The organism is Spirosoma taeanense, from assembly GCF_013127955.1.
Lineage (GTDB): Bacteria > Bacteroidota > Bacteroidia > Cytophagales > Spirosomataceae > Spirosoma > Spirosoma taeanense.
The window spans coordinates 3,640,090-3,659,079 of record NZ_CP053435.1 but is presented as its reverse complement, the minus strand read 5'-3'; the positions used below and the strand labels follow the sequence as shown (position 1 = coordinate 3,659,079).

16 protein-coding genes are annotated in these 18,990 nt (G+C 54.1%); 7 read left to right on the top strand and 9 right to left on the bottom strand.

Features of this window, described 5'->3' with window-relative positions; all coding sequences use genetic code 11:
- Positions 1 to 136: 136 nt before the first annotated feature.
- Positions 137 to 490, top strand: coding sequence for a YciI family protein (locus tag HNV11_RS15280; RefSeq protein ID WP_171740492.1), 354 nt, complete (start codon positions 137 to 139; stop codon positions 488 to 490).
- Positions 487 to 1,803 carry an RNA polymerase sigma factor gene (locus HNV11_RS15275; RefSeq protein WP_240163468.1) on the top strand — a complete coding sequence of 439 codons (1,317 nt, stop codon included), beginning with the start codon at positions 487 to 489 and terminating at the stop codon, positions 1,801 to 1,803. The genes HNV11_RS15280 and HNV11_RS15275 overlap by 4 nt, the downstream gene beginning before the upstream one ends.
- A gap of 15 nt (positions 1,804 to 1,818) precedes the next feature.
- Here HNV11_RS15275 and HNV11_RS15270 read toward each other — a convergent pair whose 3' ends face one another.
- Complete coding sequence (locus HNV11_RS15270; RefSeq protein ID WP_171740491.1) at positions 1,819 to 3,456, bottom strand: flavin monoamine oxidase family protein; 1,638 nt, start codon at positions 3,454 to 3,456, stop codon at positions 1,819 to 1,821.
- Positions 3,457 to 3,752: 296 nt separating this feature from the next.
- Entirely contained in the window at positions 3,753 to 4,220 is a 468-nt protein-coding gene (locus tag HNV11_RS15265) for an FKBP-type peptidyl-prolyl cis-trans isomerase (RefSeq protein WP_171740490.1), read from the bottom strand.
- 242 nt (positions 4,221 to 4,462) lie between these two features.
- On the opposite strand from HNV11_RS15265, the gene HNV11_RS15260 reads away from it, so the two are divergent.
- From HNV11_RS15260 to HNV11_RS15250, 3 genes are all read left to right on the top strand, one after another.
- Positions 4,463 to 5,056, top strand: coding sequence for a fasciclin domain-containing protein (locus HNV11_RS15260; protein WP_171740489.1), 594 nt, complete (start codon positions 4,463 to 4,465; stop codon positions 5,054 to 5,056).
- A 174-nt stretch (positions 5,057 to 5,230) separates the two neighbouring features.
- The gene (locus HNV11_RS15255; RefSeq protein WP_171740488.1) at positions 5,231 to 5,482 is read left to right on the top strand and encodes a hypothetical protein; all 252 of its coding nucleotides are present in this window, start codon (positions 5,231 to 5,233) and stop codon (positions 5,480 to 5,482) included.
- A 152-nt stretch (positions 5,483 to 5,634) separates the two neighbouring features.
- Positions 5,635 to 6,864, top strand: coding sequence for a L,D-transpeptidase family protein (locus HNV11_RS15250; RefSeq protein ID WP_171740487.1), 1,230 nt, complete (start codon positions 5,635 to 5,637; stop codon positions 6,862 to 6,864).
- Here the strand turns inward: HNV11_RS15250 and HNV11_RS15245 are convergent.
- The gene (locus HNV11_RS15245; protein ID WP_171740486.1) at positions 6,840 to 7,544 is read right to left on the bottom strand and encodes a murein L,D-transpeptidase catalytic domain family protein; all 705 of its coding nucleotides are present in this window, start codon (positions 7,542 to 7,544) and stop codon (positions 6,840 to 6,842) included. The two genes, HNV11_RS15250 and HNV11_RS15245, sit on opposite strands and share 25 nt — an antisense overlap.
- Positions 7,545 to 7,652: 108 nt before the next feature.
- On the opposite strand from HNV11_RS15245, the gene HNV11_RS15240 reads away from it, so the two are divergent.
- Together HNV11_RS15240 and dinB are read left to right on the top strand one after the other, a co-directional pair.
- Positions 7,653 to 8,387 carry an EcsC family protein gene (locus tag HNV11_RS15240; RefSeq protein WP_171740485.1) on the top strand — a complete coding sequence of 245 codons (735 nt, stop codon included), beginning with the start codon at positions 7,653 to 7,655 and terminating at the stop codon, positions 8,385 to 8,387.
- Positions 8,388 to 8,429: 42 nt separating this feature from the next.
- Positions 8,430 to 9,509 carry a DNA polymerase IV gene (gene dinB / locus HNV11_RS15235; RefSeq protein ID WP_171740484.1) on the top strand — a complete coding sequence of 360 codons (1,080 nt, stop codon included), beginning with the start codon at positions 8,430 to 8,432 and terminating at the stop codon, positions 9,507 to 9,509.
- Positions 9,510 to 9,532: 23 nt separating this feature from the next.
- On the opposite strand, the gene HNV11_RS15230 is transcribed toward dinB, so the two are convergent.
- From HNV11_RS15230 to rpe, 6 genes are all read right to left on the bottom strand, one after another.
- Positions 9,533 to 10,696, bottom strand: coding sequence for an acyltransferase family protein (locus tag HNV11_RS15230; RefSeq protein WP_171740483.1), 1,164 nt, complete (start codon positions 10,694 to 10,696; stop codon positions 9,533 to 9,535).
- Positions 10,697 to 10,743: 47 nt separating this feature from the next.
- Positions 10,744 to 12,528 (bottom strand): hypothetical protein, encoded by a 1,785-nt coding sequence (locus HNV11_RS15225; RefSeq protein WP_240163466.1) that lies wholly within the window; start codon positions 12,526 to 12,528, stop codon positions 10,744 to 10,746.
- 48 nt (positions 12,529 to 12,576) lie between these two features.
- Positions 12,577 to 14,373, bottom strand: a complete 1,797-nt coding sequence (locus HNV11_RS15220) for a glycosyltransferase family 39 protein (RefSeq protein ID WP_171740482.1) — start codon at positions 14,371 to 14,373, stop codon at positions 12,577 to 12,579.
- A gap of 63 nt (positions 14,374 to 14,436) precedes the next feature.
- Positions 14,437 to 16,521, bottom strand: a complete 2,085-nt coding sequence (locus HNV11_RS15215; protein ID WP_171740481.1) for an OmpA family protein — start codon at positions 16,519 to 16,521, stop codon at positions 14,437 to 14,439.
- Between the two features lie 139 nt (positions 16,522 to 16,660).
- A complete protein-coding gene (locus HNV11_RS15210) occupies positions 16,661 to 18,070 on the bottom strand; it encodes an alpha-amylase family glycosyl hydrolase (RefSeq protein WP_171740480.1) in 1,410 nt (469 codons plus the stop codon).
- Between the two features lie 65 nt (positions 18,071 to 18,135).
- Positions 18,136 to 18,807, bottom strand: a complete 672-nt coding sequence (gene rpe, locus HNV11_RS15205) for a ribulose-phosphate 3-epimerase (RefSeq protein WP_171740479.1) — start codon at positions 18,805 to 18,807, stop codon at positions 18,136 to 18,138.
- Between the last annotated feature and the right edge of the window lie 183 nt (positions 18,808 to 18,990).

The window sequence follows — 18,990 nt, the reverse complement described above, 5'->3', positions numbered from 1 at the left end:
CCGGCCAGTTTGTTAATGAGGGAAGACGGTCTGTTCTCAAAAAATAATTGAAATGTTTCAGGAAGGCTGTCCGGTTTTGCTAGGCTCGTTCGTCTTTAAGGCGAAAATCAAATTCAGATAAGTAAAATCAGGTTCTATGGAAAAGTTCATGTTCATTTTTCACTCGCCCTATTCGCAGGAAACCGCGTTCATGCAACAGTCGCCCGAAGCCATTCAGGCCGAAATTCAGAAGTGGAATCAATGGATTGGCGGGATTGCAGCTCAGGGTAAAATGCTTGGTACGGAAGCGCTGATGCCGAGCGGAAAAATCATGACGCAGGGCGGAGAGCTCGTGACCGACGGGCCGTATACCGAAGGCAAGGAAATTGTTGGCGGGTATATGTTGCTCCAGGCGGCTGATCTGGACGACGCCGTTGCGCTGGCGCAGGGTTGTCCGATGTTTGACTCGAACGGTACGGTAGAAGTCCGGCAGATTGTTAATTTTGAATGAGCTACTGCCCCCAACGCCGACCGGTCGGCGTTGGGGGATATCCCTACCTTATGCCCGATGTTACGTCCTCTGTGAAGGAAGCCAATCAACTGGTAACGCACCTGTTTCGACACGAAGCCGGGCGTATGGCGTCGACTCTTACCCGGCTGTTTGGTTTTGAACGGCTCAATCTGGCCGAGGATATCGTGCAGGATACGATGCTGCAGGCCTTATATAGCTGGCCGTTTCAGGGCGTTCCCGATGACCCCCGGGCCTGGCTATACCGGGTAGCACGTAATAAGGCGCTGGACGTAGTGCGTCGTGAAAACGTATTTCGGCAAATCAGCCAGGGAATTGGCTATCAACAACAGGAAGCATCCGAAGACATGGTGTCCCAGTTTTTTCTTGACGATGAGATTACCGACAGCCAGTTGCGGATGCTGTTTGCTCTGTGTCATCCGGCCATCTCGCCCGAGTCGCAGGTGGCGATGTGTCTGAAAATTCTAGGTGGTCTGAGTGTGCACGAGATTGCCGGTGCCTTCCTGACCAACGACGAAACGATTACCAAGCGGCTTTATCGCGCTAAAGAGAAAATCCGGCAGGATGCCATCCGGCTTGAAGTACCCACCGGCCAGGAACTGCCCCTTCGCCTGAAGTCAGTGCTGAAAAGTATTTACCTGCTGTTCAACGAAGGATACAATTCGACCCACCCCAATCAGCTCATTCGCCGGGATTTATGCGAAGAAGCAATGCGGCTTGGCCTGCTGCTCTCCGAAACACCGGTCACGCAAACCCCGGCCGTTTATGCCTTACTGGCGCTGATGTGCTTTCAGGTGGCGCGGTTTGACGCCCGCACCGACGAAACCGGAGCCATTGTGCTCCTGGCCGATCAGGACCGTAGTCGCTGGAATCAGGAATTGATTCAGAAAGGACGAATGTGTCTGAATCGGTCGGCAGAAGGCGACGTTCTGAGCGAGTATCATCTGGAAGCCGGAATTGCCATGCTGCACTGCGTGGCCCCGACCTATGAGACCACCAACTGGTCCGCTATTCTGAGCTGTTATGATTTATTGGTTGCTCAGAAACCGTCGCCCGTTGTTGCTCTGCACCGGGTTGTAGCGGTAAGCTATGTCGAAGGCCCGATGGCGGGCCTTCGCGACATCAGTAACGTACAGGGGTTAGAAAGCAACCAGTACTACCACGCCATCCTGGGCGATTTATACGAACGAAGCGGCCAGCCTATACCCGCCCGGCAGGCCTATCAGCAGGCCCGTCAGCTAACTCCGTCATTGGCTGAACAGCAACTGCTTGATCAAAAGCTGAGCCGCGTCTGATAGCTGCCGATTTGGTTAATAAATCGGTATAGTCTGTAAGAGTAACTGAGCAGCCCGGCGACCCGTTTCGGCCGCGCCATTCATGTAGCCATGCGCGTCGCGGCTGCAATGCTCCCCGGCGAAGTAAACCCGGCCTGCCGGTTCAAACTCAGCCCCGCCGATGCCTGTCCACTGCCCAACGCGGTAGCACGAATAGCTGCCGAGCGAATGGCGGTAGCTTGGCCAGTGCATCCGTTCGACGCGACCGTTGTACTGAGCTGACGCACCCGGAAAGAGCTGGTCCAGCCGGGGGAGGTACCGGGAGGCCAGGTAGGCCGGCGTACCCGAGCCGAGGTTGTTGCCTGTCGAGCCCCCGGCAAAGACAGTATAACCGCCGGCCGGTCCGGGCTGGAGTTGGCTGTTATCCCAGCCTGCCTGCAGGCCGTTGTCGCTGAAGCTGAAGCCCGTATAACCCTGATCCCGCCAGCTGCGCCCTGAAAAGCCCATCACGAGTTTAGCATTTGTTCCGTAACCTAACTGCTGAATCGCTTTTTTCTTAATGGCGGGCAGATTCAGGTTCAGCGATACGTTACTCAGCACCGAGAAGGGTATCGTCAGAATAACGTAATCGGCTAGAATTGGCTTACTGCCGTCAAAGATCAGTTCATACTGCGAACCGCGCAGGCTCATTGCCCGCAGCGCGCGACCGGTTTCCATATATTCCTGATACTCTTCGGTCATCCGGTTCGTAATCCGCTGGTTGCCGCCTGCCACCTTATACCGTTTGTCGCTGCTGCCGAATAAATTCAGTTCGCCATTGCTGGTGTCAGGCGAGATCAGGGTAATGAAGTTCAGCGCCGACTGGTCGTCGCAGGAGCGGCCGTACTCGGTTTCATAGACTACTTCGAGCAGCTCTTTGAGCCAGCCCGTAGCGCCAATGTTGCTTAGGTACTGGCTGATGGATAGCCGGTCAAGCATCCGGGTGAAGCTATCCGTCGTATTGTAGTCGATGTTGTTGGGCAGGGCGTTGGCACTCGCTTCGATAGCCGGAGCTATATGCCGGAACGCATCCACTACCTCGGCCATGCTTCGCGGCTGCCCGTTGAATAAAAAGGCGTACTTCTTCAGCGCCAGTTCTGACGGCGACTGCATATCGAGCAGGGGTAAACCAAATTCGTTGCACAGATACAGCATGTCTTCGTGCGTCGAGTCGATGAACTCACCACCTAACTCCGTAACCAGACCCGGGCCCATGATATCATAGGCCGAAAAGATACGTCCGCCGGTTCGGCTGGATGATTCATAGATCGTAAAATTGGTGAAACCAGCCGCGTAAAGATGGTGGGCCGCGCTGAGTCCCGCGATACCCGCGCCAATGATTGCCACAGAGGGCTGGTTAACAAAACGGGCGCCACGGTTACGGGAACCGGGTTTCGCCGGAACCAGGTCTAAATCGGACTGGCAGGCATTCAGCAGATGAACGCCACCCGCCAGCAGGGCCAGCTGGCCCGATGCCCGGAGAAATTCGCGTCGGTTCTGCGGCTTCGGCTTTCTGGATTCTGCCCATTGATCAAGCAGCTCATCAGTCGGGGGCGAATCCGGCAGACGACTGGCAACGGCTAAGCGGTAGGCTTGCCGCAGCAATCCCAGTAGAGGGGTTTTCGTTGAACGCATGGTTAGTAAGGTTTAGTTAATCAAAGCTATGCGTTCGACAGGGCTGGGAGACAGGACTTTTGTGAACGCTAGGTTTTTCTGAGCGTACGCATCATTCATGATTATATTTGCCTAAAAAACGGCCATGAATGAGCGGTTCAAAGTATGGCTTAAGCGCGTCGGCTGGCTGGGCTTTTTATTTTTTCTGATAAAAGGCCTGCTTTGGCTGCTGATTCCTTTTCTGATCGCAAAAGGAGTTTTCTCTAAATAAGCGACTGGGTTATCAGTACCTCACTGGTAACCCAGTCGCCAAAGCCTTAATGATGACCACCCGGGCCATGAACGTGCCCGTGAGCCAGTTCATCGGGGGTTGCATCGCGGACCTCCATAACCTCAACATCAAAGTGCAGATTCTGATCGGCCAGGGGGTGATTGGCGTCCACCGTTACGGTATCCTGCCCAACCTGCGTGACCGTAATCAGATCCCCTTCATTCGTTTCAAACTGCATGCCTACTTCAATCGGCTGACCACCAAACGCCCGTTTCGGAACTTCTTCAACAAGCTGCGGATTCCGACGACCATACCCTTTCTCGGGCGATACGTCTATGTTGGCTTTATCGCCTTTTGCTTTTCCTTCCAGACCTTCTTCCATTCCGGGAATGAGGTTTCCTTCACCGTGTAAGTAGTACAACGGATCGCGCCCTTCGCTCGAGTCGAGAACGTTGCCCGCATCGTCGCGCAGTGTGTAATGGATTGCGGCTACTTTATGTTTGGTAATCTGCATGGTTGTTGGCTTTACTCGTTTGTTTTTACCAGAACAAATGAAACCAGAAAGTTGGCTTCTGGTATTCGAAAATTATTGTAGAGGCCAGGCAGGTAAGTCCTTTCACTCAGTTTGTCAACCGGTAGATACCGCTTACGAAATAAATCCGTTTCCTTTACCGTTGGCTGTCTACCGACGTGTGTGGCGTTGGTGTCTGTCTGCTTGGCGACGGGCTGCTGTTATTTACCAACTTACCTAATCCAATGAAGAAGTCGTATTTCGGCTGGGCGGCTGCGTTCGCTCTCCTGATCGGTACCCAGGCCGCTGTGCAGGCGCAGGACCAGAATGCGGTAGCTCAGCCCGTCACCACCAGCACCGCAAACATGCCCGACGGCACAATGAAACTGGGCGGATCAACGGGCAAAGACCTGGCAATCAGCGCGGCTAAGTCCGCCAGTCACACCACCCTGTTCCGGGCATTACGGGTGTCGGGACTAACCGAACAGGCGGCTGGCAAAGGGCCATACACGGTATTTGCGCCAACGAATGAAGCATTCGACAAGCTCCCGGATGGTACGGTCAGCGATTTGTTTAAACCCGCAGCCAAGAACCGGTTGGTTAAACTGCTGGCTTACCACGTAGTACGGGGTAAACTAACGGTGGACAAGCTCCAGGATGGGCAGAAGCTCAAGACCGTAACGGGTGGTACGCTGACCGTTGGCCGGCAGGGCGATACCATCACAATTACCGATGGAGCCGGGAATACGGCGACAATCAACCAGCCCGACATTGAAGCTAACAACGGAGTCATTCATTCGGTCGATACGGTGCTGATGCCTGCTTCGGGCAGTAAGTAAACGAAATTCTCAGCAGATTCCTTCTGAATACAAGCTACCCACCCGTCGGCTACTGTTGGTCGGCGGGTGGTTTTTTTTATAAGACTATATAGAAAATGGGCAAACAATGGGGTACGGGCAGAGTTTATTCATTGACATCTGTGTTTGAAACAAAACCCGAAAACAGCAACCGTTATGAAAAATGAAGATCCCGATCGAGAAGATATTATCCGCGCCAAACAGGCGATTTCACCCGACGGATTAGAAAACCAGTCGGTGGAGGGAAACAGTGGGCCGGGCAGCGAAATTGACCCTGAACCGCTACCGGCGGATGAGTATGAAGACGAGTATATGGACGGCGATAAACCGGGTGCCAATGTCCGGATGATGAATCCGAACCGAAATCCGAACGATAAACCTGACATCGACAAGCCAGCGTATAGTTAAGTTAGTGCCGCATGGTCCGGATGATCAAACTATAGCCGATACGTTGCCAAAACGCCCACCCTGACCGCTTCAGGGTGGGCGTTTTAGCTTGAAGCCATAACTTAAAGTGGGTTCTACGTGTTAAAATAGAACTACACTCAACGAAAATAGGTATGAAAAAACAGACAATCTGGATAAGTATTGCTATTGCTGTCGTGGCCGGATTAGTTCTTTTCGTTTTTCTGAGCCGCGACACCGTGTCGCCCGGGCGTAAAAGCCTGTTTAAAAAGAACGATAATGCAGAGCAGGCGGCCCGTAAACTACAGGAAACAAAACTGACCTTGCACCAGGTGTGCCGGTATGCCGACTCTGTAGGGATTGACACCACCCGGTATGCCTTCGATGCGTCAACTTCTTCCGACGAACTGAATGATAAAATCAGCAGTCTGCTGCTGGAAGTCCGCTACGGGAAAAAACCTTCACGGCTGGAATATAGTGGGTTGAAGGAAACCATCGATACAAGCTGGGCCGACAAAGGAGCAGACAAATTCTCTCGGGCTCTGCTGACCCAAAATTCAGAATTTACTCCGTATCAGCAACTGGTCGGTCATTACCAGCGGTTACGTCGCCGGGCGGCTTCCAGCCCGGAATCGGCCGATTCACTGCGGCTGATCCGGCAGACGCTTAACTTCTACCGCTATATCAACCGCTTTGAGCCGGATAAATTCGTACTGGTCAATATCCCGGCGGGTGAACTGAACGTATTCGATCGGAGCGGCAAACGCCTGCTGCCCATGAAGGTCATAGCGGGGAAGAAAGATAAGCGAACGCCCTGCATGACGACCTACATCAAAGGCATCGTAGCGTATCCGTACTGGAACGTACCCAAAGGAATTGCGATCAACGAAATGCTGCCCAGAATTAAGCGGGATCTGGCTTATCTCTATAACCAGAATCTGCAGGTGCTGGACAGCCGGGACCAGGAAGTCGATCCAGAAACCATTGACTGGGAGAGCCTGTCCGAAACAAACTTCCCGTACCGGATCCGGCAGGCGTCCGGCTGCGAGAACTCACTGGGTTTGATCAAGTTTGATCTGGCCAACCCAATGGCTATTTATCTACACGATACCAACGGTCGGGATCTGTTTACCGTTACGTCTGACCGCTGGCGGAGCCACGGCTGCGTGCGGGTACAGAAACCCGTCGAGCTGGCCAATTTTGTCCTGGGCAAACAAACGTTCGACGCGGGTTTTATGAACCGCTGTCTGATCAACCAGAAGCCGCAGCCGCTGGCCGTTCCGCAGCCGTTTCCGGTCTTTATTGCCTACAACGTCGCCGATGTGGACTCAGCCGGAGCCCTGCGCATTTACAAAGATGTTTACGCGTTGGAATTAGATAAGTAAGCCGACTTTTTAAGGTAGTGGGAGTCTGGCGAATAAACGAACAGACACGAGCCACCTTTTACAGCCAGAATAATGTCTTTCGACAGTGCGTTGGGTACGGCCGGACAACCCTGGCTGCGACCCAGCCGCCCTGTCTTACGAATAAAATCTTCGCAGACGTAGTCAGCGCCGTGTAGCACAATATTACGGTTATAGGCGTTGTCGTTAAAGCCTTTTTCGAGGCCCTTCAATTGTAAGGAAAGGCCATGCCGACCCATATACGTATTCAGGGTCTGGTAAAAGCCCAGGCTGGTCTGAAACGATGAGTTGATATTGGAAAACTTTTTAGCTACCACGTCGCCGGAGTTACGACCGTGCGATACATAGGTATTGAACAGCAGTTTACGCTTCTGCAGATCCACTACATACAGCCGTTTTTTAGTCGAAGGCTGACTTAAGTCAACAATGGATAAGACCGGGCGGGCATCTTTCATTTTCTGCCAGCCGCGAAGAGCATATTCGAAAACATCTTTTTGAAGCCCTGTCTTTGCCAGATCAAGCTGATCATAAACGGCAGAAAGCGATGAAGAGTTGTTTTTAGGGCTTACGGCGGGTACGAGAGCGGGAGCAGTTGAAGTTGTTTTGGTACTGGCACTAGCAAGGTTAAACAGCGTAACCAGAATCAGACATACTTTTTGCATAAAAAACAGGCTATCGTTTGTGAAGATATTTTAAGGGAATATACGGTTAAAACGCCATTTAATAACTTTTAATTCGTTAAAGATACGGTTTTTAATCTACCTTTAACAATGTCACCCTACGAAACCTATATCCGAACTGAGCTAATGCGCTGGCAGGAATCCATGCAGAAGCCACCTTCCGGGTTTGGTCGATTTTCTTCTACGGTGCAACGGCGGATCAACCGGATTATTCCGAAACGGGTTCATCAGGCGATCACGGCGACCATCAAACAGATGACCCGTCTGGTGCTGTTCGGGGCTGATTACCTCAACCGGCCCCCAACGCTTGATCTGTCGCTTTCGCAGTGCGAAGCAACCGCTGTAAACCGGATTAACTTCTATCGGCGGGCAAGCGCGGCCGAAGGGGGCGTTACGGGGGCAGGTGGTTTACTGCTGGGGCTGGCCGATTTCCCAATCCTGCTGGGGTTGAAGATGAAAATGCTCTTCGAGATTGCAGCTATCTACGGGTATTCGGGCCGCGATTATCGCGAACGGATTTATATACTGTATATCTTTCAACTGGCTTTTTCGAGCCAGGAACGGCGGCAGGCGGTTTACCGGCACCTGGCCGACTGGCCTGAGCATAGCCGTCAATTGCCCGAGGATATCAACCAGTTCGACTGGCAGACGTTCCAGCAGGAATACCGCGACTACATCGATCTGGCCAAAATGGCGCAGCTGGTACCCGGCATTGGCGCGGCCGTGGGCCTTGTGGTGAACTACCGGCTCGTGGGGCAGCTCGGCCGCACCGCCATGAACGCCTACCGGATGCGGTGGCTTGCCGAACAGAAGCGGCTGAGTTGATTCGTATCTTTGCAGGAGGCTTCAGACCCGCCTGTCACGTTCATGCCTGACCCGGTTCGAAAAATTATTCACATCGACATGGATGCGTTTTATGCGTCCGTTGAGCAGCGCGATAATCCGGCGCTGCGGGGCAAACCCGTAGCCGTGGGCGGATCGCGGGAGCGGGGTGTGGTGGCGGCTGCGAGTTATGAAGCCAGGACGTTTGGGGTGCGGTCGGCGATGGCATCGGTAACCGCACTGCGCAAATGCCCCGAGCTGCTGTTTGTGAAGCCCCGCTTTGAGGTGTATAAAGCCGTATCGAACCAGATACGAACCATATTTGCCGAATACACGCCATTGGTTGAGCCGCTCTCGCTCGATGAGGCTTACCTCGACGTTACGCAGAATCTGAAAGGCATCGCATCGGCCACGCAGATTGCCAGCGAGATTAAAGCAAAAATCAGGCAGGAAACGGGTCTTACGGCTTCAGCGGGCGTATCCTACAACAAGTTTCTGGCTAAGCTGGCATCGGATTACAACAAACCCGATGGTCTATACGTCATTCGGCCTGAGCAGGGGCTGGCGTTCGTTGAAACGCTGACGGTAGGTCAGTTTCACGGCATTGGGCGCGTAACGGCCGCCCGCATGAACGAACTGGGCATTTTTACAGGCCTTGACCTGCGCGGGCAGACAGAAGCGTTTCTGCGGCAGTACTTCGGCAAAGCCGGACAATATTACTATCAGATTGCCCGCGCCGTTGATGATCGTCTTGTCAACGCCGATCGGATTCGGAAATCGGTGGGCTCGGAGACAACTTTCGCCCGTGATCTGACGACTGATGATGAACTGAGCGTAAGTCTGGAGCCGCTTATTGAGGACGTATGGGGCTATTGCGACCGCACCCGCATATGGGGTCGGACCGTAACGCTGAAGGTGAAATACGCCGATTTCCGGCAGATTACCCGAAGCCGTACGGTTCTTACGCCGATTAGCAACCCGGCTATGTTAACGAAGCTGGCGCTGGATTTGCTGGGGCCGTTGCTGCCCGTCTCAATGGGTGTGCGGCTGCTGGGCGTTTCCCTCTCCAATCTGGGGCCGGTGGATGCGCCCGAAGGTCGGCAACTGGCGTTGACATTCGGATAAACTGAGTAAACTTCGACCGGTAATCAGTACGAAAAACGATCCTTCAGGTTATTGATCGGCTTCTCAATCAGATACCACGACAGCGTTGCCAGCAGAATCGTCAGGGCGAGAAAAAAGGAGAACTGGAAGAAATAGGTGCTTTCCAGAAACGGTAGTACGTCGGTAATTCGTCGCCAGATTCGCAGCGTAATATGCCGGGGCTGAGTGTGGTATACGTTAAACACAAAGTTGTGGTATAGGTATAGCCCGTAGCTGATGCGGCCCATGTACTGGCTGACGGGATGCTCCAGCAGCCACTTCATTGGTCCGCCAAACCCCAGCACCGCCCGCCCGATTAGGAAAAATCCGACAAGCGAAGCCGTCAGCCGTTCCCAAACGTCGGACATAATATTGTGGTGACCGGGCAGCCCCGTACTGTCAGGAATGGCGGGTAAAACTTTAGTGTAAATGACCACCACCACAAACAAAAGTATGCTGACCCAGATCCAGCCCGAATACTGGAATACCTGTCCGAAGCGGTCGCGCTGGTAAAGCCACCAGTAGGCCATAATTGCGCCCAGGCCAAATGAATCCAGACAGGCTGGCATGGTCACGTACCCAATGAACCAGGGCATATGGGCGCGGTAGAGCACATAACGCATGGTTACTGCGCCAACGATCATCAACGTAGCGGTGAAGGGTACCCAGCGACGCGGCACAAAGAACAGCAGCAGGGGAAAAAACAGATACACCTGCTCTTCGACCGCCAGCGACCAGAGGTGATCTACCGTACCCATCCAGGTCGTGTAGTAAGCCATGTAAATATTGGTCGCGTAGAGGGCCAGCCAGCCGAAGGTCCGGCGCACGGGCGGCTCGTTGACGGCGTAAAGTACGAACAGCGTCAGGTAATAAATGGGAAAGATGCGGAGCGTTCGACGGATATAGAACGTCTTGAGGTATTTACCTAAACCTCCGCCCGGCTTGTCTTTCAGCTTATCCTTACTCGACAGGAGAATCCGTGTAATTAGGAACCCACTCAGCACAAAAAAAATCGTAACGCCTAACGCCCCCAGCGGCAGCTCGATCCGACCGGCCATCCAGTGATCGAACAGAACCAGCGCGACGGCAAGGAACCGGACACCATCCAGTTGTTGCAGATGGTTCAGGGCCGGGCGGGTGGTGGTAGGCGTTGTGGTGTTTGCTTGCATGTGGATGAGATAACCGTATAGCTGGCTTCGGGGCGCCCTTGGTTCAGTTACCAGTTTTTCGTGGTTGTGTCCCCCGACTGACCGGCCGAGGTGATGGATTGGTTGGTTAAGTGCAGTCCATAAGGCTGCTCAGCGGAGACCGTCAAGACCAGCAGCCGGTACGTTCCGGCTTCGAGTTCGCCCGATAGGATATTGGCCCGGAAGCCTGCTGTGAATGATCTGGTGGGTAGTAGCCGCCCCAGAATGCCCGAACGTTGGTTCTGCCAGACCGGAAACAGATATACCCGTTTTCGGGATCGGGCTACCAGATAGGCTCCCTGATCGTGCAGGCCGAGCGGGGGCGTCGTTTGTTCTTCGATTGAAAAGCCATTCAGGGTTTTCGTTACCGTCAATACCATCGGCGGCTGATCGGCGCGTTTGTAGAGCGTGCGCAGGGCCGGATCGTAAAAGGCGGGAGCCGGGCTGGTGTAGCGTTGCGTGATCGGATCGAGCTTCGCAACCGGGCGATGGACGGTATAGGTCCAGTTAAACTGGTTCGTCGTCAGCCAGTGTCGCCACCAGATGGCTTCGTCAAGGAAGGCGCCGTATGAAAACCAGGCGAACAGCAGGCCACCGAATACGCCACCCAGGGTCAGCCAGCGCGCGGGTTGTGCCTTCAGTTTGACAACGCCATAGACGTATAGCAGAATCAGCAACGTCAGCGAATACAGTTTGTACCGGCTCGTAATGAGCAGTTCAGCTCCGAAGCCGGTTCGCGCCCAGGCCACCACGGCCGCCGTACCCAGCACAAACAGGGCGCTGCTCCAGAAGAACAGCGTCAGGGCCGGAAAAACGACCCCCGTACTGACGACAAATGTTTTGCGGTCAAACAGGCGTTCAAAGACCCGAACGATAGCTAGTCGATGCGTCATGAGTTCCCAGCCGGCGATGCCCAGCGTTGTCACCGTCATCAGGCCACCCAGCAGAATGCTCAGGGAGAGGGGCGAGTTGGTGGGCAGCGCTTCGGCCGCGGCCCCAACGACGGCAAACCAGCCTTTTAGCAGGTCCACGGCGTCGGGCCGAACGTAAGCAATGCCGCCCGGTTTTTCAAAGCCGGTGAAGTACAGGCCGACGACGACTACCGCGCCCGCCAGCCAGCCGATCAGGGGACGTAACGTAGGGCGGGCCTCAGACCGGGGTTCGTCGAAACGCAGCAGCAAAAGCCCAAATCCTATCGGCCAGACCAGCAGACCGTTGCCACTGGTTAAGGTAGCCAGCACCCCCGATGCCAGCGCCAGTATCCACCAGTCCGTAAAGCTCAGAAAATATAGCGCGGCCAGCACCCACAGCACGACCGAAAAGTTTTGCAGCGCGGCCATGCCCCAGAACATATTCTCCCATTGCGACAGATTGAACAGCAACAGAGCAACAGGTACGGTCGCCAGAAGCGGCTGGCCATGACGACGCAGGATGACCATGAAAATTGCCAGCAAACCCACCAGACTCAGGTTCCCGACCAGCATCAGGTGCCGAAAGTTCAGCTTGCCGAACAGGTGATAATCCAGAAAGGTAATCAGCCGGTCATACACAATCCGGTGTTCGTTGTGCTGCCGGAAAAGCTGGTAAACCTTACCCGAGAAGGTCGGTTCCTGATCAGAATAGTACAGGAACGCCCGCAAGGCGTGGTCGTCCCATTTTGGAATGTTGATCGCGTAATAATGCCAGAGTGCGCCAAAAATCGCCACCGTCAGCACCAGTAACCCCAGCGCGATTAACGATTCCAGCTCAATCGGCTGCGACCGGCTACCTGTCGAAGTCGGGGAGGAATACGTCATCTGGGAGCGTGCGTTCATGGCGCGTTGTCTTTGCTGATTCTGTGAGGATAGTCTGTCCGAACCGAATCAATAACGGTACTTGGTCCCTTCAAAGTCGAAAATCGTAATCCGTTCACCGGTTTTTCCTTTTATCAGGATAATCCGATCGGTTTGCGTCGTGTCCATGCGCTGGTAATAGGTCGCATCCTTAGGCAGGTACAAGTTCGTGTACTGCGCGTCAATAATCGAATATTTGGTAAACGTATTTTCAATCTCGTCGCGCGGAGCCGTCCGGGCTGATGGATACAGTACCGTGTCGCCGGGTGCGTACAGCTTCTTAATCCGCTGGGCAGCTGTGTTGTAGGGATTCTCGATACGGTAGCGTCCGTAGTAGGTGTATTTGGGGGCCTGATCTTCGTAAATCCGGTAGAGCAGATCACCAATGAAATACGCCTGAATCAACAGCACTGCGCCGAGGGTTAGCCGTAAATAGGTAGGCTGCCGGAATACCTGCTGGACAATCATACCCACCAGAATCAGCGCGTAGGGAAAGGAAAAGCTGGAGTACCGCTGCGTGATGCCGTAGGTATGCCCATTGCGAAAGGCAATCGCGATCAGAAACAGCGTCGGTACGGTGGCCAGCAGCAGCAGCAGATACAGAAACCGACGTTCGGGCCGGCTGTCATATACGCCAAAGGCCCGGTAGAGCAGGTAAAAAAACAGTGGCAGCGCGGCTGCTATTACCAGCCGAACCGACGGCACGGAGTAAAGCGCAAACCCGGCCACCAGTAAAACCGGTACGGCCACCTGCACCCAGGTGGGTACAGATCGTTGCCGCCCGAACCGATGAACCAGAAACACGGCAATAAGTCCCATGCCCAAGGCAATGACCAGGTTCCGAAACGCCAGCGTATCGGCCGAAAGCCCGTTGGAAACCAGAAACAGATCGGCCCAGACGGGAATGGAGCGTTTAACAACATTCGCCAGCGTCGCGGGCAGGATAATCCCGAATCCATTGTTGAGTGGATTTGTCTGAGCCAGTCCACCGTACAGTTTTGCCTGGTAAGCCAGCGTCTGGAACGTGTATTTCCCCCCGCCGAAGACGAACCAGGGCACAATCAGCCCCAGCATTCCACCTAGAAAGCTAAGGCCCAGCCCGACATATGTTTTGAAATTGCGGATGTAAAGCAGGACGTAGATACCGTGGCAGAGAAAGACCGTAACGGCCAGATAGTGCCCCAGCGTTGCCAGCGCAAACGATAAGCCGTAGCCGATATACAGGCCAACGGGTTGTTTGTCTTCGGCGCGTCGATCCAGAATCCGCAGGAACAGATACGTGCCCAGCGTAGCCATAAAAATGGTCATGCAGTAGTTGCGGGCCATGTGGCTATAGGCAATGAAAAAGGGTTCAAAAGCAGTTAGCAGCGCGCATAGCAGGGCCAGTGGCTGCGAGCGGAGGTAGCGCCTGACCAGCAGATACACCAGTCCCACAATGAACGTGCTGAACAGGATGGACGGCATCCGGATGGAAAGATCACTCAGCCCAAATACCTCGATCCAGGCCCAGAGCAAGGCGTAGTGGGCGGGACTGTTGCCGATGTCCGTCTGCACAATGGCCCGGATGTAATCCTTAAGCGGCTTGGGTTTCCAGAACTCCCTGGGCGTAAAATAGGTCTTGCCGGGCGTAAAGAAAACGTCGTGCTGGTTGGCCCCTTCCAGCGAAACGCCCTGCGTGTTGACTAAGGTGAATTTTTCGTCCAGATACAGCCCGTGAACACTTGATTTATAAAGCCGTAAGCCCAGCGCCAGCAGCAGTATCAGGAAAATAATATAACGGGAACGAGTTAAAAACGAAAGAAAATCGGAACGTTGGTCGATGGTCATGCAGGCGGTGGTGCCGGGTGTAAACGACAAAAACGGCGCAAAATAAGCCGTTCCCGCCTGGTTTTACAACTTAACAATGGTGAATTCTACCCGCCGGTTCAGCTTGCGCTTCTCCTCGGTTTCGTTGCTGGCAATGGGTTTGCTGGGTCCCCACGCCTTCGTCTGGATACGGCTGGCGTCAATCCCTTTCCCCATCAGATACTCCTTAACAACCCGAACCCGGTCTTCGGACAGCTTCATGTTGGGAGCCCAGTCGCCCTGATTGTCGGTATGGCCTTCAATCAGTACTTCCATGGACGGATGTTTCGTCATCATGTCGGCCATGCGGTCGAGTTCTACGTCAGATCCCGGCAGCATGTTGAACTTACTCTGTTCAAAGAGTACCTCGCGTAAGGTGATCTTCTGACCTGCCTCAATTTTTACCAGATACAGGTTCCGTTTAATGTCGCGGAAACGTTTGTCCTTACTCAGATCGATCGTTTCGGTGGTCGGGTAATACCCTTCTTTCGTTGCTTTCAGGCTATAAATTTTCTGCGTGGGCAGAATGATCTTGTATTCGCCCGTTTCCGGATCATAGTCGGCTTTGGCGAACTCTTTGTTTTCATCAATTAACCCCGATACTACCTCCGACGCAACGGGTTTCTTGCTCTGAGCGTCGAGTACCTGCCCCGATACAATCGCAACGGGGTCCGGCTTGATGGCCGGGTAGAGCTTGAGCCGGAAAATATCGTCTTCGCCGACCGAACCCGACCGCGAACTCAGATACGCAAAATCGCCCGACGCAGGAATGGTGAAATACCCGTCCCATTCGGGCGTGTTGATGGCCGAACCGAGGTTTTCAGGCTCGCTCCAGTTGGTCCAGGAATCGTCGAGCCGGCGCGTAACAAAAATATCGCCGTTGCCGTAGCCAGGGTGGCCTCCCGACGTAAAGTAAAGCGTTCGGCTATCGGCCGCCAGAAACGGCGAACTTTCAAAATCGGCGGTGTTGATAACCGGTCCCAGCGAAACCGGCTCCGACCAGGTTTTGTCGGCCTGTTGCTGCGCAACATACAGGTCGCGGTTTCCGCGAGTGTCTTTCCGCTGTACGGCCAGGATGATAGTCCGGCCGTCGGGCGAAACGCAGAACTCCAGCTGATTCTTTTCGTGCAGATTATAGTTGTTGGCAATCCGGCACTCAACCGGCTGCGACCAGCCAGTCCGGGTCCTGACGGAGCGCGAGATGCCGAACGACAGCCCACCGTCGGGCCGATATATGTTAATCAGATAGGCCGTGCGCCCGTCGGGAGCCATGCTGCTGATGGCGTTATCGCCCGCGTTGTTAATGGGTGCACCAATGTTGACGGCCTCACCCCAGGTAGGCGAAGCGCTACCGCTGCCCGGTTCAATTGTTGAATACCAGACATCCTGCCGGTCGGCGCTGCCGATATTGGCTTTGTTGAAGTTTCGGGTAAAATAGAGCGTACGCCCGTCGGGGGCAATGACCGGTGCTACTTCCTGCCCCGGCGAGTTGACGGTTTTGCCCAGATTTTCTTTAACGATTTCTTTCGGCGTGTCTTTGGAAACATTGATGCCTGCCGAAACTGGTTTCAGGTCTTCTGAAATGCCAATGGCGTCAATCTGATTCGGTCCGCGCAGCACAGCCCCATTGATGACGACCTTTACCTGATTGCCCGTTACAGCCGAATCCTTGAGCATAACGCGCAGAAAGGGATCGGTGCGGGGCAGAGTATTAACAATCTTATAAACCGGATGCTCTTTGCCTTTGCTATCGATAATAGACACGCGCACGACCGCTCCCGGATTCACATTTTCGCCAATGACCACCTGCTGGATCGGGATGGCTTTTTCAAAAGCGACCTGAATCCATTCTTCGGCCGTTCCATCGGGTGTCTGAGGTGCCCAGGCGGTAGGGCTTTCGCCCATCTGTGGCAGTTTGCTCGGCCGACCCAGGGCCTGCGATGCCTTGAACTGTTCGCCGGATGCATCGCCTTTCTTTTCTGATGATACACCAATGACCCGGCTCGCCCACTGAACCGGGCTTCGATCGGCCGCCCCCTCGTTCTGGCGTTGCGGTTCAGAAGACTGCGCCAGACTGATATGGCCGGCTACTGCGATCAACAAGCCTGTCAAGATGCTCCAAACTTTCATAAAATATTCCTGAGGAGATGATAGTCCAGCGTTTATCGGTTGTGGTTAGTTCGTTTCCCTACGTTAGGGATAATCCGTTCTGCCTGCCCAACTGGTAAACGGATGAACCACGTCATACAAGCCTAAATTAATCAAAATCTTAATTAGTCAGCACCTTATACTCCCAGGGTTTTAGCGTGAGGGTCATATCGGGCTTAAGTTCCATGGGCTGGCGGCTAAAAACCTCTGTGTACAGCCCTTCGTAACCATTGCCCGTCAACTGGAACGTCTGCGGAAGGTTGCTCAGGTTGAGCAGCACTGTGACGCGGTCATTATCACGCTGCCGGGTAAAGGCATAGATCTTGTCATCGTGATCGGTGATGATCTTCTCGGCCCGGCCGCCCATCAGCCCATTCCAGAGTGCGCGATTGCGGTGCTTCAGCGTCAGCAGCGTTTTATAGAAATCGCTTTTCGGGTAGGTACCCCACTCGATCGAATCTTTCTCGAAAAAGGCCAGTCGTCGGTTCAGGTTGGCTTCCATGCCGTTGTAGACCAGGGGCATACCTTCCAGTGTACTGCACAGCACTACAAAGGCGTCGGCAGCCGGCCCGAAGGATTCCACCAGCGTACCATTCCAGGTGTTTTCGTCGTGATTCTGGGTGAAGAGCATCTGGTAGTACCAGTTCGGAAAGCGTTGCTGGTTGGCCTCCCGGAGTGAGTCGAGGCCGGTTGCGGGACGCGCGCCCTGCGCAATCGCTTTCATCATGGTGTGCATACTCCAGCCGTAATTCATATTGAAGCAGCTTCTGAACTGATCGGGTTCGTCTTCCCATTCCGAAAGCATGAATACTGTTTTTAGTTTATCCAGCTCGGGGCGAAGCTGCGCCCAGAAATCATTGGGAACAAAACCGGCCACATCGCAGCGGTACCCATCAATGTCACATTCTTTGATCCAGTACTGCATGGCGTCAATCATGCCCCGGCGCATCGCCGGATTGTCATAGTTGAGATCAACAACGTCGGTCCAGTCGGTTGGCTTATTTGTTTTGGGGTCAATAGGCGTCGTCATTTTTCCGTTGATCTGGGTGTACCAGTCGGGATGCTGCTTTACCCACACATGGTCCCAGCCGGTATGGTTAGGCACCCAGTCCAGAATGACGCGCAGGCCCAGGGCGTGAGCCCGCCGAACCAGCGATTTAAAATCTGCCAGCGTACCGTATTCAGGGTTGATCGCTTTATAATCGGCAACGGCATATGGACTGCCCAGCGAACCTTTTTTGTTTTTCTGACTAATCGGGTAGATGGGCATCAGCCAGAGAATATCGACGCCTAGTTCTTTCAGGCGCGGCAGCTGCGCTTCAACGGCCTTGAAATTACCCGCGGGCGAAAACTGACGGGTATTGACTTCGTAGATTGTTGCGTTTTTAGACCATTCGGGGGCGGGTGGGGCACCGGAAGCCGACGTATCGGCTGGCGAGGTAATGCTGTCGGACTGAGCCTGTTGATACTGGCTGCAGGCCGTCATCAGCACGAGCGCGCTGAGAACAACAACCAGGTAAGATTTTTTCATGTGGTTCTGCTGTACAAATTCGGTTGAGACCTACGGCTACCGGCCGGGCCAGAAAAAAGAACTGGTCAGGCGACCATCAGCTGACGGCTGTTTTTCAACTGCCGGATTGCTTCCAGCGGATCGTCGGCGCCGAAAACAGAACTGCCCGCTACCAGCATATCGGCACCGGCGCTGAGCAGGGTAGGGGCATTGTCGAGCGTAATGCCGCCGTCAACTTCAATCAGGGCCGAACTCCCGGCGTCGGTCAGCATCCGGCGTAGTTTACGGATTTTGGGAATAGACAGCGGCAGCAGCTTCTGACCGCCAAAGCCTGGGTTTATGGTCATTACCAGCACCACGTCAATAACGTCCACTACATCTTCGAGCAGGCTGACGGGCGTCTGCATATTGAGGGCCACACCGGCGCGGCAGCCCATCTCCCGGATTCGGGACAGCGTCCGGTGCAGGTGAATACTAGCTTCATAATGCACCGAAATGCTGGCGGCTCCGCCTTCGGCAAATGCGTCAATATACCGTTCGGGTTTGGCAATCATCAGGTGAACATCCAGGGGCTTCCGGCAATGCCGACGAACGGCTTCCAGCACCGGAAATCCAAACGAAATGTTCGGAACAAACTCCCCATCCATTACGTCGAAGTGCAGGTAATCCGCTTCGCTGCGGTTAATGAGTTCCAAATCCCGTTGCAGGTTCGCAAAATCGGCGGCAAGAAGCGAAGGCGCGATGAGTGGCTGGGTCATATAGGTAGTCTGCAAGTAACAGCCGACGGAGCAATGGGCGTAGGTCAACATAATCCTGGCTGTAGGCCTGCTGCCAATTGAGCCTGTTAACGGAACTACGCTAACTATCGACTTTTTTTATCCTGTAAAAGTACCTTTTTTTGGTCGAACGAAGAAACAAAACCAATATTGCCGGTTAAGAAC

Excerpts from the sequence above, each read along its gene's own strand:
- HNV11_RS15280 (WP_171740492.1), top strand. The coding sequence starts at position 137 with ATGGAAAAGTTCATGTTCATTTTTCACTCGCCCTATTCGCAGGAAACC.
- HNV11_RS15275 (WP_240163468.1), top strand. The coding sequence starts at position 487 with ATGAGCTACTGCCCCCAACGCCGACCGGTCGGCGTTGGGGGATATCCC.
- HNV11_RS15270 (WP_171740491.1), bottom strand. The coding sequence starts at position 3,456 with ATGCGTTCAACGAAAACCCCTCTACTGGGATTGCTGCGGCAAGCCTAC.
- HNV11_RS15265 (WP_171740490.1), bottom strand. The coding sequence starts at position 4,220 with ATGCAGATTACCAAACATAAAGTAGCCGCAATCCATTACACACTGCGC.
- HNV11_RS15260 (WP_171740489.1), top strand. The coding sequence starts at position 4,463 with ATGAAGAAGTCGTATTTCGGCTGGGCGGCTGCGTTCGCTCTCCTGATC.
- HNV11_RS15255 (WP_171740488.1), top strand. The coding sequence starts at position 5,231 with ATGAAAAATGAAGATCCCGATCGAGAAGATATTATCCGCGCCAAACAG.
- HNV11_RS15250 (WP_171740487.1), top strand. The coding sequence starts at position 5,635 with ATGAAAAAACAGACAATCTGGATAAGTATTGCTATTGCTGTCGTGGCC.
- HNV11_RS15245 (WP_171740486.1), bottom strand. The coding sequence starts at position 7,544 with ATGCAAAAAGTATGTCTGATTCTGGTTACGCTGTTTAACCTTGCTAGT.
- HNV11_RS15240 (WP_171740485.1), top strand. The coding sequence starts at position 7,653 with ATGTCACCCTACGAAACCTATATCCGAACTGAGCTAATGCGCTGGCAG.
- dinB (WP_171740484.1), top strand. The coding sequence starts at position 8,430 with ATGCCTGACCCGGTTCGAAAAATTATTCACATCGACATGGATGCGTTT.
- HNV11_RS15230 (WP_171740483.1), bottom strand. The coding sequence starts at position 10,696 with ATGCAAGCAAACACCACAACGCCTACCACCACCCGCCCGGCCCTGAAC.
- HNV11_RS15225 (WP_240163466.1), bottom strand. The coding sequence starts at position 12,528 with ATGAACGCACGCTCCCAGATGACGTATTCCTCCCCGACTTCGACAGGT.
- HNV11_RS15220 (WP_171740482.1), bottom strand. The coding sequence starts at position 14,373 with ATGACCATCGACCAACGTTCCGATTTTCTTTCGTTTTTAACTCGTTCC.
- HNV11_RS15215 (WP_171740481.1), bottom strand. The coding sequence starts at position 16,521 with ATGAAAGTTTGGAGCATCTTGACAGGCTTGTTGATCGCAGTAGCCGGC.
- HNV11_RS15210 (WP_171740480.1), bottom strand. The coding sequence starts at position 18,070 with ATGAAAAAATCTTACCTGGTTGTTGTTCTCAGCGCGCTCGTGCTGATG.
- rpe (WP_171740479.1), bottom strand. The coding sequence starts at position 18,807 with ATGACCCAGCCACTCATCGCGCCTTCGCTTCTTGCCGCCGATTTTGCG.